Raw genomic sequence first — 1,575 nt, forward strand, 5'->3', positions numbered from 1 at the left:
AAGAAAGTAAACGATACCTATGGGCATAAGGTAGGGGATCAAATTTTAGAAGAAAGTGCTCGACGGCTTCGTGAAAAAGTTGCCAATGAAAGTTTGTTATGCCGTTGGGGCGGTGATGAGTTCCTGATTGCCATTGAAGATTGTAGTAGTGAAAAAGCCATCTCACAGGCCTACGAGATAATTGAAATTTTATCTCATGAACNTCAATCAAATGAGGGGATATTGCCGGTTAGCGCGACGGTTGGGATTAGCTTATATCCCGAGCATGAGCGCTCTGAAAGCAGGTTGATTCAGTTTGCTGATACGGCAATGTATCACCAGAAAAAAACAAAACCCTCAAAAGTTTGTGTGTTCACACCAGAAATGGAAGCTAAACACCAATATGAGCTTGAACTGAAAAAAGGATTAAATGATGCGATTGATAAGGATCAGATGCGTCTTGTTTTTCAACCGATCGTATCAACAAATAATAGTAAGAACATCGCATTTGAAGCTTTATTGAGATGGGATTTTGAAGGTAAGAGCATCCCTCCTGATGAGTTCATCAAAATTGCTGAACAGTACGGTTCAATACATCGAATAGGCGTATGGGTTCTTAAAGAGTCGTGTAAAGTTGNGCTTGCGTGGCAAAGTCTGAGGCGGGTTTCAGTTTGTATTAATGTTTCAGTGATTCAATTAGAGGATTCTGACTTCTTGAGCATAGTTGATGAAGCTGTACAAGAAAGTGGTATTGACCCTTCGCTCATCTACTTGGAAATTACAGAATCAGTATTTGCCAAAGATACTGAAAAGATGATGGAGACCATTTCGGCTATACAGTCACGTGGTATCAAAGTTTCGATTGATGACTTTGGAACAGGATACTCTTCATTATCCGCTATGCAGGATTTAGCGGTAAATACGGTAAAAATTGATCGATCATTTATCACGAAGTTGGATACGAGTGGTTTTGCTATTGTGACAGCTGTTACGCATGCCGCGCGCTTGCTCAAGTTTGATGTTGTGGCTGAGGGGGTGGAAACTGAGGCTCAGTGTCGTAAACTCGTTGAGTTAGGCGTGGAAAAACTGCAGGGTTATTACTTTTCCAAACCTCTAGAGCAAGAATTTTTGCTCGACTACTTAGAGTCTGAAGTAAAGTCTCAGTGAGCCCAGTATTTGTGGCGCACATTTCAGAAAAAATAAGCGTGCTTCTGATACTATCTACAAAAAAACCGATAGCCTTGGCGCACTAATTAAACAATATTAAGGGATAATATGTCTGTAAATACCGCATTTGAAAATATGAGCGATCAACAACGTACCGAGATCGAAGCGGCCGCTTTTCGTCGACTGCTAAAACACTTTGACGACCACAAAGAAGTGCAAAATATCGACCTAATGATTCTGGCTGACTTCTGTCGTAACTGCTTAGCAAAATGGTACATGGCCGCTGGCGAAGAGCAAAGTGTTGAAATTGACTATGATCAGGCGCGTAAAGCCGTTTATGGTATGCCTTATTCTGAATGGAAAGAGAAGCATCAATTGAAGGCAACGCCTCAGCAGCTCGAAGCTTTTGAAGCGAAGCAGAAGTAAATC

Annotated in this window: 2 protein-coding genes; both read left to right on the forward strand. The window is 41.4% G+C overall.

The genetic code is table 11. From position 1 onward, the window contains the following. A partial coding sequence (locus tag A3729_RS01680) for a bifunctional diguanylate cyclase/phosphodiesterase (protein WP_156497576.1) occupies positions 1-1,146 on the forward strand: 1,146 nt, incomplete at its 5' end. Positions 1,147-1,254: 108 nt separating this feature from the next. Further along, positions 1,255-1,572, forward strand: a complete 318-nt coding sequence (locus A3729_RS01685) for a DUF1244 domain-containing protein (protein ID WP_231872145.1) — start codon at positions 1,255-1,257, stop codon at positions 1,570-1,572. The last annotated feature ends 3 nt before the right edge of the window (positions 1,573-1,575 follow it).

This window comes from Oleiphilus sp. HI0043 (genome assembly GCF_001634935.1).

What these genes read in the sequence shown, in the direction of transcription:
- A3729_RS01685 (WP_231872145.1), top strand. Translation starts at nt 1,255, where the DNA reads ATGTCTGTAAATACCGCATTTGAAAATATGAGCGATCAACAACGTACC.